The organism is Acinetobacter sp. YH12063 (assembly GCF_013419715.1).
In the GTDB taxonomy this organism is placed as follows: domain Bacteria; phylum Pseudomonadota; class Gammaproteobacteria; order Pseudomonadales; family Moraxellaceae; genus Acinetobacter; species Acinetobacter amyesii.
In genome coordinates this window covers 1-14790 of sequence record NZ_VOZO01000016.1, presented here as the reverse complement: position 1 = coordinate 14790, position 14790 = coordinate 1, and the positions used below count along the sequence as shown (strand labels likewise).

Below are 14790 nucleotides of genomic sequence, written 5' to 3'. Positions count from 1 at the left end.
GCTCAGATACCGACTTTTTGCAAAGTGTAATGACGATATTCTGACACGTAAAACAAGGTTTACGTTTGGAGGAGGCTACTCCCCTTGTTCAAATTTTGTTTTGGACACTGTCCAAATATGCGGCAAAGCATGACAGTTTTTAGTACAAAGTGCAATCGGCAATTTGCGAATTCATTTAATGTGCCACAGGAGGGTTAAAATCACCACGGTGTACTAACGCTAAGGCTAAAAGTGTGCCGATCACGGCGATGATTCCTCCGATCACACCAATATAACTCAAACCGAAATGAACGCTGACGATACCGCCCAAGAGTGCACCACCGCCAATCCCGACATTATAAAGTCCTGAATAGATAGCCATGGCGACATCGGTGGCGTCGGATGCGAGATGTAGTGTCTTTGACTGTAATGCGAGACTAAATCCAATGATACTCATGCCCCACAATAAGCACACTGCACTTACACCTGCAAAACTGAAAGAAACAGGAAGCAACAGCAGCATGGATAAAGCCAGTGTGGCTGTACTCAAAGGAATCGCAACTTTGGGATATTTCCCACCAAATTTTCCAAAGAGATAAGAACCTAGAAAGCCTGCTGCACCAAAGATTAATAACAACGTGGTGGTTTGCATGGAGCTGAATGCAGCAATGTTGAGCGAGAACGGTTCGATATAGCTATATGCGGTAAATTGCGCACTAATTACGATAATGGTTAATGCAAAGACCATCATTAAGCTTGGACGACGAATAAACTGTTTTAGGCTGCTCAGCGAGCCAGAGTTCAAACTCGGCAGTATTGGCAGCGTTTTGGCTAAAATCAGGCAAACGATACTGGCCCCAATGCCAATCAGAGCAAAGGTATTTCGCCAACCATAGGCTTCTCCGACCATACGCCCAAACGGAATACCGAGAACCATCGCCAAAGCTGTGCCTGTGGCCAAAAGCCCCAAGGCTTGAAATTCTTTGCCTTTCGGCGCAACACGAACCGCCAGCGATGCAGTAATGGACCAAAAAAGTGCATGTGAGAATGCAATGCCGATTCGACTGAGTAATAAGGTATTAAAGCTCCATGCGAAATACGACAGAATATGGCTGACAATAAACACCATAAATAAGCAAATCAGGAGTGAACGACGTTCAATATTTTTTGTCAATAACATGATCGGCAAAGAAATCGGCGCAACCACCCATGCATAGAGCGTAATCATGATACCGACATCGGTTGCGGCTAAGCTAAAGGTTTTGCCAATATCGCTGAGTAAAGCGACAGGTACAAATTCAGTGGTATTAAAAATAAATGCTGCGAAAGCCAAAGCAATCACAGCCGTCCAAGAGCCAGAAGAAGCCGTTTCGGAGGGAGAGGCAGACATGAGTGTCTTCAAATAAATAAAGTGGCTTATTTTACTATGCTCTATACACAAGCAGGAACCGATTTAAGCCCTGTGCATGCGGTTTAAATTAATACAAAAACAACAGAGTTGACCTGCATTACATGCCAATTTATAAAAAAATGGAGGAAATTTAAGATGTTTGTACAACAAGATGATGATCAAAAAAAAGGAGCTTTTTTTGTTGAGCAAGATGGGGACCGTTTGGCAGAGATGACTTACTCATGGGCAGGCGATGATAAATTTATTATTGATCATACCGATGTCAGTGACAGCTTGCGAGGACAAGGTGTTGGGCGACATCTCCTCGATGCAGCAGTGAATTTTGCTCGGGAAAAGAACGTGAAAATTATTCCGCTCTGCCCTTTTGCAAAATCTGTATTTGATAAAGATGAATCGATTCGTGATGTTCTACGCTAATACGCTAAATTGTATAGCGTGATGTGAATTAATCATTTGGATAAATAAAAACAGCCTGATGGTATTGCAATCAGGCTGTTTTATTTGAAATCTAGTTGTGAAGTTGAATTAAGATCGTGATTTATACAGCGATACAACCAAGCATGCTGCAGCAATGAGCAATACAAAGATAGCGACAAGATAAAGGTCCATAATAAAAATATCCGGCAAGTGTGATTTAATTGTTTTTTAATTAATGTGAAAGGTGTACGGATTTATTATCACCTACAGTTGAATATAGGTCGTTTAAGTTCTGTACCAATCACTTTCTCGTTTGTTACACGGTGTATTTTTTCATAAAAAGGAAGAAAAAACAGTGACTATGCAACATCAAGATAATGGTCAAAAAGGTGAATTTTTTCAGTTAAATGCTGAGGGTGTACGCCTTGCAGAAATGAGTTATCTATGGCGTGATGAACACAGCATTGTGGCAAATCACACGTGGGTAGATGATTCCTTACGTGGGCAAGGGGTTGCTCGTGTACTATTGGATCATTTGGTGGAATTCGCTCGTGAGAAACACTTAATAATTATTCCAACCTGTTCTTATGTAGAGGTGATGTTTCGCCGAGACAAGACATTAGCCGATGTTCAAGCCTAAAAAAGCCCGCGATGCGGGCGTTTTATCAGTATGAAAATTTAAAAACTGCTTTGTGCTCAATTGAGCTTGAGTTTCAACACCGTTGAAGGTGCTTTGAAAAGATTTGGCCAAAACTGCAATAAGATCGAGCAGCTTGATATCCCTAAAAATAAGCTTAAACACATGATATTTAATAATGCAAAGTTATTCAGTACAAAATAAATACTGCCAATGGTCATCATCATTAGTAAATAAATAAGATAGTGAGGAATCACGGTGCGCAGTGTTATTCCTAAAATAAATGAGCAAATAACGACATTAAAAAAATCTGAAACGCCAAAATTATTCAGTATGATCAAGGCAGCAAAATATACACAAGTGATCGATAAAAAAATGAGTAAATTTTTAAGCATGGTCGGCCTCTTTATTCATCTTCAAATGGAAATAATTTCATTGTTTTAATATGTATAAGTTTAAAAAAATGAAGGTGATATCGGTATACGTGATCTTGGTTTTGTGTTGTAAGTTAAAAAGCACATTTGATTAAAAAATATACAAATATTTACTCATCCTGTAGCGCTTTCTACGTTAAAATCGTGCAAATACTTTAAGAATAAACACAATGATACAACTCTGTTATGCCAGTACACGTGTAGAACAACAATTTGATTTAATACAAGATTTAAGTGATATTTTGGTAAGAGCCCGCAGCTTCAATAACGAACAGCGTATTTTTGGCGTGCTGTACTATGCCGAAGGCCGGTTCTTCCAATGCCTGCAAGGTGAGCAAGCGGCTCTCGAACAGCTTTTTCAGCATATTGCGAAAGATACTCGCCATAGGGATATTGTGCGTTATCCTGATCAAACTATTGATCAAATCGATTTTTCAAAATGGTCGATGAAATATGTCAACCGACATAGTGAAATTGCTAGTTTGTTTCAGCGCTTTGGACATTCAAGCTTTCAACCCGACGTGCTCAATCTAGAACAAATTCAGGCGTTTTTAACGACATTGTTAAGATTAGAGAATGTTGAACAGCCGGTTAAGCTGGATTTAGGCTATAAAAACCGAGGCTATCAGCATTATTTTTAAGCTGAGTGTGAATAAAAAAAAAGCCCGCGCAGCGGGCTTTTTTTTATTTTATCTAGTGGGTTTAGGCTTTTAATGCACTGATCAACTTCTGATGTAAACCACCAAAACCGCCATTCGACATAATCACCACAGCATCGCCCTCGCCTGCCTCGCTTACGATGGTTTGAATGATGTCATCCAGTGAACGAGCCACCACAGCTTTATTCGTAGCAGCTTCAATCACAGGCTGTAGATCCCAATCCAAACCTTCAGGTTGATACCAAATCACTTCATCCGCTAAGCGTGCAGAATGTGCAAGGCCATCTTTATGGCTACCCATGCACATGGTGTTAGAACGTGGTTCGATTACCGCCCAAAGCTTACGTTGACCCAGACGCTTACGCGCACCTTCTAACGTGGTATCAATCGCCGTTGGGTGATGTGCAAAGTCGTCATACACTTCAATGCCACGGATTGTGCCCAAAAGCTCCATACGACGTTTTACACCGCCAAAGTTTGAAAGTGCTTCGCACGCCGTTTCAATCGAAACACCGACATGTTCAGCCGCAGCAATGGTTGCCAAAGCATTGGCTACACTGTGTTGCCCAGTCATATTCCATTTGACTTCGCCTTTTACCACACCGTGTTGTAATACTTTGAAGTGAGAACCATCGTTCGATAGTTGTTCTGCGTACAGTTCAGACTTTTCATTGGCATCTAAAGATGTACGCACTACAGGTGTCCAGCAGCCCATTTCCAAGACTTCATCAATATTTGTCTCTGTGATGGGCGCAATGATACGGCCTTCACTTGGAATAGTACGCACTAGATGATGGAATTGTTTTTGAATCGCCGCCAAGTTGTCGAAGATATCGGCATGGTCAAATTCAAGGTTATTTAAAATCGCCGTTTTTGGATGATAATGCACGAACTTCGAACGTTTGTCGAAGAATGCAGAATCGTATTCATCGGCTTCTACACAGAAGTATTTTCCACCGCCTAAACGTGCACTCTCAGTGAAACCCAATGGCACACCGCCAATCAAAAAGCCTGGTTCTAAACCTGCTTGATCGAGGACCCAAGCGAGCATGGTCGTTGTTGTCGTTTTACCATGGGTGCCTGCAACACCTAAGACATGTTTACCTTGTAGCACGTGGTCTGCAAGGAACTGTGGGCCAGAAATATAAGGCAGGCCTTCGTTCAGCATGTATTCCACTGCATCAATGCCACGTTTCATTGCATTGCCGACAATCACGAGATCTGGGTGTGGTTGAAGGTGGCTACGGTCATAGCCTTGCATTAAGGTAATGCCTGCATTTTCCAATTGGGTAGACATTGGTGGGTAAACGTTTTGGTCTGAACCCGTCACCTTATGTCCTAAATCACGCGCCAAGAGCGCCAATGAACCCATAAAGGTGCCACAAATACCCAAGATATGCAGATGCATTCGTTCTAACTCCACTGCTTTTATCGACACATCACTTTGTTATTGTGGTGTTGTCATTATAGATTTGGTTGAAAAGGTTAATTTCATTTGAAAGCAACCATAGCAAGGGTCTTAGCGAAAAGATAGATTTTTTTGTATGAGATCGTGCAAAAAGATTGAGCACGTAACTGATCAAATGTACGCAATTGTCTTGAGGATAAAAACACGGAAAATAGGCGCGAAATCATGATGAAAAACGTACAATAAGCGCAATTTTTTGCGATCTTGATTGCTTATGTCACTTGCCCTATTTTTATTGATTATCTCCAACTGTTTTATGACTTTGGCCTGGTATGGACATCTGAAATTTCTACATGATGCGCCGCTCTGGCAAGCGATTTTATTTGGATGGGCGATCGCATTACTCGAATATAGTTTTATGATCCCAGCAACGCGACTGTTGGCCAAACATGGGTGGTCTTTGGGTCAAATGAAAATCACACAAGAAGTCGTGACGCTATTGGTCTTCGTTCCATTTATGATTTTCCTTTTTAAACAACCCTTTAAGTTGGACTATTTGTGGGCAGGTTTATGCCTTTTTGGATGTGTCTATTTCGTGTTTCGCAGTGCTTAACTGATCCAATGCTGCATGGCTCTGATCATTTAAGTGAGGCGTGTTTGCAGGCATTTTTGAGGACTTTACTAAACTCACGGTCTCGTGGAGTGGGATCTTCATAGTCAAAGGTATAATCACTCTCATTGGTTAGTACAGTCTTTGACCGTCTGCTTCAAAGTCCATGAGTGCAAAACCAAAGCTTTGGTCATCACAATACACACGATATTCTGAAATTGAATACATGTTATCACGGCCATCATCTGCTTTGTAATAGCCTGTCATTTTGAACGACTCACGTTCATCAATGATCGATTTTCCGGTGACTAAAAATTTTTCGTGGATGTAGCCATTACTCTTAATTTGGCCGTTATAGTCTTTTTGTTGCTGTAAAAGGTTAAATTCTTTCACAAATTGGTTCGTATTGAGTTGAACGAGTTGGGCAAAACTTTGAGAGCTTAGGGCTAGAGTGAGCAGGATAAACATCTGTTTCATATTTAAAGTGTTGTTATAAATATTGATTTAATAAAAGTTTTTATAAAATTGAAAAAAATAAAAATATTTTCATCAAAATATTATGGAGTTTTCTCTTTAAAGACAACCGTTAAATTTTATTGAGATGAATTTTCAGTCTATAATATGGGGCTCTTATTAAAGCTTGGCTCTAGTCGAGATTTACTCTCTCTTACTTTAATCTCTGGAAACATTGCAATGAATGCGGCCGCTTCACAAGACACTCCTCTCGTTGGAATTATCATGGGTTCTCAATCGGATTGGGCAACGCTAGAAAACACTGCCAATATGCTGAAACAGCTTGGCGTCCCATTTGAAGCGGAAGTAGTATCTGCACACCGAACTCCAGATCGATTATTCGAATATGCCGAAACCGCACGTGATCGTGGTATTCAAGTGATTATTGCCGGTGCTGGCGGTGCAGCGCATTTACCAGGTATGTGTGCAGCCAAGACTGACCTACCTGTACTTGGTGTACCGGTAAAATCATCGATTCTAAATGGTGTTGATTCACTGCTTTCAATTGTACAAATGCCTGCAGGGATTGCTGTCGGTACTTTGGCCATTGGCCCAGCGGGTGCAACCAATGCGGCGATCATGGCTGCACAAATTTTAGGTTTAACACGGCCTGAAATCGCAAAAAATGTTGCAGATTTCCGTGCTGCGCAAACCGATAAAGTGGCGAGTAAAAATATTCCGGGTCAAGCTTAATTAAGGGGCATTTCTCATGGATAAAACCATTGGTATTTTTGGTGGTGGCCAGCTTGGTCGCATGATGGCGCAAGCGGCATTGCCTTTAAACATTCAATGCACCTTCTTTGAAGCGAGTACTGAGTGCCCTTCTGCAGCGCTGGGTCCAGTGATTTCGACTCAAGCTGAAAATGGTTTGCAAGATTTCATTCAGAGCGCAGATGTTTTCAGCTTAGAGTTTGAAAATACTCCGTTAGCAGATGTTGATGTGTTGACCAAGAACAAAGCATTGCACCCACCGCGCCAAGCTTTAGCGATTGCACAGCATCGTTTGTCCGAAAAGGCTTTGTTTGATGAATTAGCCATTCCAGTTGCACCTTATAAGGCCGTGACATCTTTCGAGGGTTTACAAGCTGCTGTTGCTGAGTTGGGTTTACCCATCGTACTGAAAACATCGCGTGGCGGTTATGACGGTAAAGGTCAATTTGTGCTACGTAGCGCTGAGCAAATGGATCAAGCATGGGCTGAACTAGGCCCTGCAGGTGAATTGATCGCGGAAAGCTTTGTAACCTTCTCACGTGAAGTCTCAATCATTGCGGTGCGTGGTCAAGATGGCGAAGTGAAAACATGGCCATTGGCGGAAAACCACCACCACAACGGTATTTTGTCGCATTCAATTGTGCCTGCGCCAAACAGCGCAGACTTACAACCAGTTGCGCAAGACTACATTACTCGCCTGCTCAATCATTTGAATTATGTCGGTGTTTTGACGCTTGAGCTGTTTGTGACGGATAAAGGCTTATATGCCAATGAGATGGCGCCGCGTGTACATAACTCGGGGCATTGGTCGATTGAAGGCGCAGTGTGTTCACAGTTTGAAAACCACATCCGTGCTGTAGCAGGTTTGCCTTTGGGTTCGACTGAAGTTGTTCGTCCAACGGTCATGGTGAACATCATTGGCCAGCATCCGAAGTCTGAAGATGTATTGGCACTGAATGGCGCACATTTGCATCTGTATAACAAAACAGAGCGTGAAGGTCGCAAAATCGGTCACATCACATTAATGCCGAACGATACTGCAGAATTAACAGCTTTATGTCGTGCTTTGGCGAAAATTTTGCCGAATCCACTGGCACTTAGCGAAGATATGACCATTTAAACCTGAGTTTGAATGATAAAAAAGCGGTCATGCACATGGCCGCTTTTTTTATCGCTGTAGTTCGGGCATCATTGCGCCTCTTTGCAAAATCACACCGCTTATCGGTGAAACGACAAGAAACTATTGATCATAAAGTGTTCGTTCGTTTATAAATATTCTGCGCGAATCTTCGTATGGTTTTTTCCGTATCAATGGCCTGCGATGTGTGTGAATCAAAATCAAAAATAACCAATGTGTTTTGAATTCAAATTGTGTTTTTAAATTTAAACCATGAATTTGAATTCAAAAAATCCGATACCGAAAACAATGAATTCAAAGTTTATGAATTTAAATTTGAAAAAATGAATTCATTTCGTTGTGTTTAAATTTAAAAAATTTGAATTTAAAAGTTGATCAGACTTATTGGATCTATAAAGAGAGTCTTTTAAGAACTATAATGTTTTGATTATCAACAATAAAAAAATGAATTGTCACGCCATTTTGAATTTGTGGATAACTTTTTCTACATGCAGTTTATTTTAAATTTAAAAGTTTTGAATTTAAATTTAAACCGCTGTTTGGTTTGTAATGAATTTAAAACAAGGTTGTGGATAACTGCTTTTGAATTCAAATTTAAAAAATGAATTTAAATAAGTAGAAATTATGAATTTAAATTTACGTTTTGAACCTTTAACTTTTGCTTTGAGCTGCTATTGTTAAAGCAACAATTTAAATTCAAAAAAAGATCAAGGGTATGAAGCATCACTTAGGATTTGTTTTCGGGACTGCTTTTTTGGCAATAACTCAGGCAAATGCCGAGTTGATTATTAATGGTCAGTCTGTCAATGCGTCGAGCATGCCTGCAACAAGCAGCATTTCACCACAAAATAACTTTCAAGGCTGTTTAGCCAATTTGCGCTCGCAAGCAATGAATGCTGGTGTGAATGCGTCAACTTATGATCGCTATACACAAAATTTAACACCTGATTATTCTGTGATTGAAAAGCTCAACTATCAGCCTGAGTTTTCAACACCGATTTGGGACTATTTGTCAGGACTGGTGGATGAAGAGCGTGTACACCTGGGTCGGCAGAAATTGGCGCAGCATCGTGATGTATTAAACCGTGTCGCGGCGGCTTATGGTGTGCCTGCTGAAACCGTGGTCGCGGTTTGGGGTGTGGAGAGTAATTTTGGTGATATTGCGGGTAGCTATCCGTTATTACAGTCATTGGGCACTTTAAGTTGTGAAGGACGCCGTCAAAGCTATTTCCGTGGCGAGTTTTTTGCAGCCATGCGGATTTTGCAGCGTGGTGATTTAAATGAATCACAATTGAAAGGTTCGTGGGCAGGTGCATTTGGTCATACCCAATTTATGCCGAGCACTTATGAAGAACTGGCCGTCGATTTTGATGGTGATGGCCGCCGTGATTTGGTATCGAGCACCACGGATGCGTTGGCATCTACAGCCAACTTCCTGAAAAAGCGTGGTTGGCAAACTGGTCAGCCGTGGGGCTTTGAAGTAAAAATTCCCGAAGGAATGTCGATCAGTGGTGAAAGTCGCCGTAATAAAAATTCATTAGATAGCTGGATGAATCGTGGTTTGCAGCGTGCCGATGGCACGCCGTTAATTCAAGGTAACCTTTCTGGATCGAGCCAAGCAGGATTAATGGCACCGGCTGGGGCAAGTGGGCCTGTATTCTTGGTGTTAAAAAATTTCGATGCAATCTACAGCTACAATGCGGCAGAGAGTTATGCATTAGCGATTGCGCATTTATCCGATCGCTTGCAAGGCAAGGGTGGCTTTAGTACGACATGGCCAACCGATGATCCTGGGACTTCACGTGCGGAACGACGTGAGATTCAACAATTTTTACTTAACCGTGGCTATGACATTGGTAAAGTGGATGGATTAATTGGAGATAAAACCCGTCAAGCCATTCGACAAGAGCAAAATCGACTGGGTTTAAGCCCAACAGGTCGGGCGGGACAGCAGATTTTACAGGCTTTCCGTAATGAACATGCCAAGGCAATGATGAATTAAGTTTTAGCTATGCTTTTATATAGTAGTTAATCTATATAAAAGCTTGTCTATATAAAAAAGGTCTGCAATTGCAGACCTTTTTTATATGTTTTTGACTCTTAAACCGCAGTGATTGTACCTAAGATACGATAGCCAGCAGCACCCGTCACACTTGGTAAATTTGCACTAAGCTGATTGACAAAGCGCATCGCCAACCAGGCAAAGGCCGTCGCTTCCACCCATGTTGGGCTTAAGCCTAAATCTGCGGTACTTTGCACCGTCCATTCATGTTTACGTAGACGCCAGCGCAGTTGTTCTAAAAGGTGTGAATTATATGCACCACCACCACAGACATAGACTTCACCGGTATCCATATCAGAACGGTAAATGGCTTTTTTAATGGCACGTGTGGTGAGTTTCATTAAGGTTGCTTGAATGTTTTCTGGCGTATCTTCGAGTTCGTCATATTCGAGATCTCCACGCCAATCGAGAATCTGTTCATCTAACCATTCTAGATTGAAGTCTTCACGACCTGTACTTTTTGGCGGTTCCTTAGAGAAAAACTCATGCGCTTGTAAGCGGTCGAGCAGGCTGCGAATAGGCTGACCATAAGCCGCCCAGTTGCCATTTTCATCATACGGCTGACCAGTATAACGTTCGCACCAAGCATCCATTAAAATGTTGGCAGGGCCTGTATCAAAGCCATAGACATCTTCAGGTTTACCCGCAGGTAACATGCTGACATTGGCAATGCCACCCAAATTTAAAATCACACGGTGAATGGTGTCATGTTGGAAAAGCGCTTGATGGAACGCAGGAACTAAAGGTGCGCCTTGACCACCCGCAGCCATATCGCGGCGGCGAAAGTCTGAAATCACAGGGATTTTAGTGAGTTCGGTAATAATATTGGGGTCGCCAATTTGTAGGGTAAAACCATGTTCTGGGCGATGACGGATGGTTTGTCCATGTGAGCCAATAGCCTTGATTTGACTACGATCTAGCTGATTTTTTTCGATCAATTCATTGATGCCATGACCGATCATTTGAGCTAATGCAACGTCTGCCTTACCCATGCGATCAATTTCGTTATCATCAGGCAAAGTGAGCGCCATCAGTTCATCACGAAGGTCTGGGTCAAAGGGAAGTGTGAGCGTCGCATGAATCTCTAAAGGATCAAAAGAAGCAGCAACAATATCGACACCATCCATGCTTGTGCCGGTCATTACCCCAATGTAGATCGCTGTCATGATGATTCTTAAGCCTGCAATGTGCTGAAAAAGTGTTAGTATATCGCACAAATTGTATAACTGATCTATTTGGATTTTGTGATGTCAAATTTCCTGCCGGCTGAAGAACAACTTGCCCTCATCCAACGAGGCACACATGAGATTATTTCTGAAGAAGATCTTCTTAAGAAATTAAAGCAGAATCGCCCATTAAAAATTAAAGCGGGTTTTGACCCGACTGCACCTGATTTACATTTAGGTCATACGGTTCTGATTAATAAATTAAAAGTTTTCCAAGATTTAGGTCATGAAGTTTACTTCCTGATTGGTGACTATACAGCCATGATCGGTGACCCAACGGGTAAGAGTGCTACGCGTCCACCGTTGTCACGTGAAAAAGTTTTAGAAAATGCTAAAACTTATCAAGAACAAGTATTTAAGATCTTAGATCCAGCGAAAACTAAAGTTGTGTTTAACTCAGAGTGGTTTGGTCAAAAAACTGCTGCTGACTTGATTCAGTTGGCTTCACAGCAAACTGTGGCACGTATGTTGGAACGTGATGACTTCACTAAACGTTATAACAGCCATCAACCGATTGCGATTCACGAGTTTTTATATCCATTGGTGCAAGGTTATGATTCAGTTGCGCTAGAAGCGGATGTAGAGTTGGGGGGTACAGACCAAACCTTTAACTTGCTGATGGGTCGTACATTACAAAGCCGTTATGACCAAGAGTCTCAAGTGTGCATTACTGTGCCGATTCTTGAAGGTTTAGATGGCGTAAATAAAATGTCTAAATCTTTGGGTAACTATATTGCCGTATTTGATGCACCGGGTGCGATGTACCAAAAAGTGCTTTCAATGCCAGATGATTTGATCGAACGTTACTTTGACTTGTTGAGCTTTAAATCGATTGAAGAAATTCAACAGTTGCTTAAAGAAGTGGCTGAAGGTCGTAATCCACAAGAAGTGAAGAAAATTCTTGCACTTGAATTGGTTGAGCGTTTCCATGGCGCAGAAGCTGCGGCAAATGCGCACAAAGGTGCAGGCAACTTGATTACTGAAGGTGAACTTCCAGAAGGTACACCAGAAGTGACTATTTCTCGTGGCGCATTTGGTGGTGAGATTTTCATTACTTCTATTTTGCGTGAAGCGGGTTTGACTAAAAATGCAGCTCAAGCAAAAGATGCAATTGGTCGTGGTGCAGTGAAAGTGGATTGGGAAGTGGTTGATGCAGGTTATGCTGTGTCAGAAAACAAAACTTTGATTATCCAAGCGAGCAAAAAAGCGATCGCAAAAGTAACTTTTACCGACTAATAAATTCTTGAATTTTTAGTTAAGTTATTGAATTAAAAGCAGGCTTCGGCCTGCTTTTTTTTACCAATTAATATATTAATAATATAAATAAGCAAATTCAAAAAAAACCTTATAAAAACAACACTTAAATTTTTCCAAATGTGTTGCATTTCTTGAATTTTATGTATAAGATTTATTCATCTAGAGAGATATATACCATCTAGAGGGTACATAACGATAACTCCACTTTTTATAAGTCTCTTCCCCAAGGGACTCTTTTTTTAGTGAGTTAACAAATAACTATAATAACTACACGATGGATCGACTAAAGATTCAATTCTAAGGGAAAGATTTTGGGAGAGATCTTTCCCTTTTTTATTTGTAAAATTGAGCTATTCCTTTCAAAAATCACATTCATTTCTGTATTAAAGACTTTAATCGCGCCAGAAAAAAAGCCCGATTCAATCGAGCTTTAAAATGTCTTTACTCAGATAGATGTTCATGGAGCTTGGTTTTAGGGCTTAGAGCCAAATTGAATGAAGCTTAATTTAGGTAAAATCCGCTTGACTAAAGTCCCCACTAAAAGTGCGGTAATAATGGTGCCTTCACGTACTCCGATGACTTGATGTAAGACCAGCCAGCTACTGATAACTGCAATACTGACCAAGAGAATGTCGCCATAGGTCTTACAGTTGCCAAAATCAAGGCGATAACGAACAGCAATGGCTTGATAGAGGCCTTCTGCGGCTAAGAGGACTAGACTGGCTTTGACCACTAAGCTCACACCTAAAGCGGTAATCAGGCAACTTGCCAAGCAAGCCAGGAGTTGAAGTGGGTAACTTTCTATGCTCCAGCCTTGGGTGAGCCACATTAAACCGTCAATAAATGCACCAAACAAAATTCCCACGGGTAATTGCAGCCACTGTATCCACTGAAAGCGTGATTTTAAGATCAGCATTTGCAGCAGGATCATGACGATGTGCATCAATACTGTTAATGTGCCGACGGTGAGTGGAAAGATATAGCTAAAGCTGTAGGGCACCGAGGAAATAGGGGATGTCCCTAAATTTGAATGTATAGAGAGTACGACACCAAAAGCCAATAATCCTAATCCGCTTAATAGTAAGAATAAGCGTGGAAAAAACTGTGTTGGCATCCTGCACCTAAAAAATAAAAAGAGTGTACGTAAAACGCAGCCTGCACTCTATGCGTCTAAAGCCCAAAAATAGTGGCTTTTTATGACTGTGATCGTTAATAGTGATTATTCAAATAAAATAGGCTGTATTTTTATCAGCAAAAATGACTAAGCATGTAATTAAAATGATTTTTGCAAAAACAGGCCTTATGGAACAATGGTCAAAAATCAAAAAAGAGCAACAACATGGCGTATTACAATACCGATAATCATGATGAACAGATTGATCGAATCTTGAGGTATTTATTTGACTACCAAACTACACAGCATAAAAGAGCATTATTTTGTGAGGCGCAGCAACAATTACATGATTTGGATATCGCAGCACAGTACCAACTATTTGCATTGGTACGAGAACAACTCCCTCGGCGTGCCAAGCTGCTATTTTCTGCCGAGGATTTCAGTGGAAAGCAACAAGTCATCTTGGAAGTCATGCAACATTTAGCATATGAACGCTAAAAGAATGTTGGTAAATATAAAAATGCAAGCTAAAAAATGTCTATGAAGCTTGAATCGGTGTGATGACAGAAAAAAATGATGTGCTTTGAGGAAGAAAAGTAGACTAATGATTAATAAATAATCAAAGTCACTTTTATTAGACTTAAAAGCGCTGAAAAAGATTTGCTAGATATAAGAAATTTACTTAATTAAATATCGACTATTTGCTAAATATTTATAAAAAATGCTTAAAAAATAGGTAAAAGTGCAATTTTTTTAGCAAAAACGCTTATAAAAAATACATACGTGAAAAATATAGTGAATTGGGGGTTGCAATGATTCTGAAATGCTCTAGAATGCACCCCATACCGACGAGATAGACGGAAACGAACGAAACGCGAAGCGTTGAGTTGTTAAGTTTATCGAAGTCCAGCTTCTAGCATTGACGAGATGTTAGGAAGATCATTAAGAGATTATGAAGAACAACTTGTGTGGATTTTTACTGATTGATTGATCGAAATTATTTTCATTGATTGATGGTAGAAATTACTCGAAGTTTATTTGAGAAATATTTGTCAGTAATTGATGAGCCAAGATTGGTACACTATATGTACTATTGATTTTAAACTGAAGAGTTTGATCATGGCTCAGATTGAACGCTGGCGGCAGGCTTAACACATGCAAGTCGAGCGGGAATAGGTAGCTTGCTACCGATTTCTAGCGGCGGACGGGTGAGT

The 14790-nt window shown here is 40.8% G+C and carries 15 protein-coding genes and 1 rRNA gene; 11 read left to right on the top strand and 5 right to left on the bottom strand.

Annotation, left to right across the window (positions count from 1 at the left end):
* Window positions 1–175: 175 nt before the first annotated feature.
* Window positions 176–1369 (bottom strand): sugar transporter, encoded by a 1194-nt coding sequence (locus tag FTU12_RS14785; RefSeq protein ID WP_180036059.1) that lies wholly within the window; start codon window positions 1367–1369, stop codon window positions 176–178.
* A gap of 132 nt (window positions 1370–1501) precedes the next feature.
* Between FTU12_RS14785 and FTU12_RS14780 the strand changes: the two genes are divergently transcribed.
* The 4 genes from FTU12_RS14780 (at window position 1502) to FTU12_RS14765 (ending at window position 3519) form a co-directional block, all read left to right on the top strand.
* On the top strand, window positions 1502–1807 hold the full coding sequence (locus tag FTU12_RS14780; RefSeq protein WP_373684168.1) for a GNAT family N-acetyltransferase: 306 nt from the start codon (window positions 1502–1504) through the stop codon (window positions 1805–1807).
* A gap of 313 nt (window positions 1808–2120) precedes the next feature.
* Window positions 2121–2447 (top strand): GNAT family N-acetyltransferase, encoded by a 327-nt coding sequence (locus tag FTU12_RS14775; protein WP_257224328.1) that lies wholly within the window; start codon window positions 2121–2123, stop codon window positions 2445–2447.
* Between the two features lie 255 nt (window positions 2448–2702).
* Complete coding sequence (locus FTU12_RS14770; protein ID WP_180005551.1) at window positions 2703–2888, top strand: hypothetical protein; 186 nt, start codon at window positions 2703–2705, stop codon at window positions 2886–2888.
* Between the two features lie 160 nt (window positions 2889–3048).
* The gene (locus tag FTU12_RS14765) at window positions 3049–3519 is read left to right on the top strand and encodes a BLUF domain-containing protein (protein ID WP_180114808.1); all 471 of its coding nucleotides are present in this window, start codon (window positions 3049–3051) and stop codon (window positions 3517–3519) included.
* Window positions 3520–3580: 61 nt separating this feature from the next.
* Here the strand turns inward: FTU12_RS14765 and mpl are convergent, their stop codons facing one another.
* Complete coding sequence (gene mpl / locus FTU12_RS14760) at window positions 3581–4945, bottom strand: UDP-N-acetylmuramate:L-alanyl-gamma-D-glutamyl-meso-diaminopimelate ligase (RefSeq protein ID WP_180114806.1); 1365 nt, start codon at window positions 4943–4945, stop codon at window positions 3581–3583.
* 274 nt (window positions 4946–5219) lie between these two features.
* Between mpl and FTU12_RS14755 the strand changes: the two genes are divergently transcribed.
* Window positions 5220–5558 carry a DMT family protein gene (locus FTU12_RS14755; protein ID WP_078189529.1) on the top strand — a complete coding sequence of 113 codons (339 nt, stop codon included), beginning with the start codon at window positions 5220–5222 and terminating at the stop codon, window positions 5556–5558.
* A gap of 129 nt (window positions 5559–5687) precedes the next feature.
* Here FTU12_RS14755 and FTU12_RS14750 read toward each other — a convergent pair whose 3' ends face one another.
* Window positions 5688–6032 carry a hypothetical protein gene (locus FTU12_RS14750; protein WP_257222261.1) on the bottom strand — a complete coding sequence of 115 codons (345 nt, stop codon included), beginning with the start codon at window positions 6030–6032 and terminating at the stop codon, window positions 5688–5690.
* Between the two features lie 216 nt (window positions 6033–6248).
* Here FTU12_RS14750 and purE point away from each other — a divergent pair, with 216 nt between their 5' ends.
* The 3 genes from purE (at window position 6249) to FTU12_RS14735 (ending at window position 9919) form a co-directional block, all read left to right on the top strand.
* Complete coding sequence (gene purE, locus FTU12_RS14745) at window positions 6249–6761, top strand: 5-(carboxyamino)imidazole ribonucleotide mutase (protein ID WP_078189531.1); 513 nt, start codon at window positions 6249–6251, stop codon at window positions 6759–6761.
* Between the two features lie 16 nt (window positions 6762–6777).
* The gene (locus FTU12_RS14740; protein WP_180114804.1) at window positions 6778–7899 is read left to right on the top strand and encodes a 5-(carboxyamino)imidazole ribonucleotide synthase; all 1122 of its coding nucleotides are present in this window, start codon (window positions 6778–6780) and stop codon (window positions 7897–7899) included.
* A gap of 733 nt (window positions 7900–8632) precedes the next feature.
* On the top strand, window positions 8633–9919 hold the full coding sequence (locus tag FTU12_RS14735; RefSeq protein ID WP_180114802.1) for a lytic murein transglycosylase: 1287 nt from the start codon (window positions 8633–8635) through the stop codon (window positions 9917–9919).
* 98 nt (window positions 9920–10017) lie between these two features.
* On the opposite strand, the gene FTU12_RS14730 is transcribed toward FTU12_RS14735, so the two are convergent.
* The gene (locus FTU12_RS14730) at window positions 10018–11145 is read right to left on the bottom strand and encodes an anhydro-N-acetylmuramic acid kinase (protein WP_078189534.1); all 1128 of its coding nucleotides are present in this window, start codon (window positions 11143–11145) and stop codon (window positions 10018–10020) included.
* Between the two features lie 63 nt (window positions 11146–11208).
* Between FTU12_RS14730 and tyrS the strand changes: the two genes are divergently transcribed.
* On the top strand, window positions 11209–12441 hold the full coding sequence (gene tyrS, locus FTU12_RS14725; protein WP_171262600.1) for a tyrosine--tRNA ligase: 1233 nt from the start codon (window positions 11209–11211) through the stop codon (window positions 12439–12441).
* A 493-nt stretch (window positions 12442–12934) separates the two neighbouring features.
* On the opposite strand, the gene FTU12_RS14720 is transcribed toward tyrS, so the two are convergent.
* The gene (locus tag FTU12_RS14720) at window positions 12935–13576 is read right to left on the bottom strand and encodes a YitT family protein (RefSeq protein WP_180108237.1); all 642 of its coding nucleotides are present in this window, start codon (window positions 13574–13576) and stop codon (window positions 12935–12937) included.
* Window positions 13577–13801: 225 nt separating this feature from the next.
* Here FTU12_RS14720 and FTU12_RS14715 point away from each other — a divergent pair, with 225 nt between their 5' ends.
* Window positions 13802–14074 (top strand): hypothetical protein, encoded by a 273-nt coding sequence (locus tag FTU12_RS14715; protein ID WP_180042222.1) that lies wholly within the window; start codon window positions 13802–13804, stop codon window positions 14072–14074.
* A 603-nt stretch (window positions 14075–14677) separates the two neighbouring features.
* Window positions 14678–14790, top strand: a 16S ribosomal RNA gene (locus tag FTU12_RS14710); the annotation flags it as partial.